1 protein-coding gene is annotated in these 719 nt (G+C 69.1%); it reads right to left on the bottom strand.

The genetic code is table 11. The features are described from left to right. Positions 1-150: 150 nt before the first annotated feature. Positions 151-719: branched-chain amino acid ABC transporter permease (locus AC1DWF_RS34395; RefSeq protein WP_476842964.1), on the bottom strand; the 569-nt coding region annotated here is incomplete at its 5' end.

The raw sequence follows: 719 nt of genomic DNA, 5'->3' as shown, positions 1-719 counted from the left end.
GCGCATGGCCGACCAGCAGGTCGAGGCTTAGCGCGAAGAGGGCGAGGATCAGCGCTTCGGTCAGCAGCGTCGTGGCGTAGCCAGGGAGGAAAAATCCCAGCACGCCCGCGAGCGCGATCAGCAGCAGTACCCAGCGGGGATCGGCCGGCCTCATTCCGCGCGCCCGAACAATCCGCCGGGGCGCATGACCAGCACGGCGATCATCAGCGCGTAGGTCATGCCGAGCGCCAGCTCCGGCACGTAGTAGTTGCCGAAGGTCTGCGCGAAGCCGACCAGCAGGCTGCCTGCAGCCGTACCGATGAAGCTGCCCATACCGCCGATCATCACGATCACGAAGGCATCGATGATCACGTTGGAGCCGAGGCCGAGCGAGGCGCTGAGCAGCGGTGCGGCGAGCGCGCCGCCCAGCGCCGCCAGCGCGCAGGCCATGGCGAAGACGGCGGCGCGCACGCGGCCGACGTCATTGCCGAGCGCGGCGGTCATCGTCGGATTCTGCGATGCCGCGCGCAGCAGCAGGCCGAGGCGCGTGCGTTGCAGACCCGCCCAGCACAGCAGCGCGCAGGCCAGGCCGGAGCCGATCAGCAGCAGCCGGTAGATGGGGAAGGGCTCATCCATCACGAAGACGATGCCGGAGAGGGAATCCGGCAATTCCGCCTGTCGCGCATCCGCGCCCCAGATCAGCCGGATCGCCTCCGTGAGCACGAGTGCCAGGCCGAAGG

This window comes from Aminobacter sp. P4_D5, from assembly GCF_056401815.1.
This window is presented reverse-complemented; position numbering and strand designations above follow the sequence as displayed.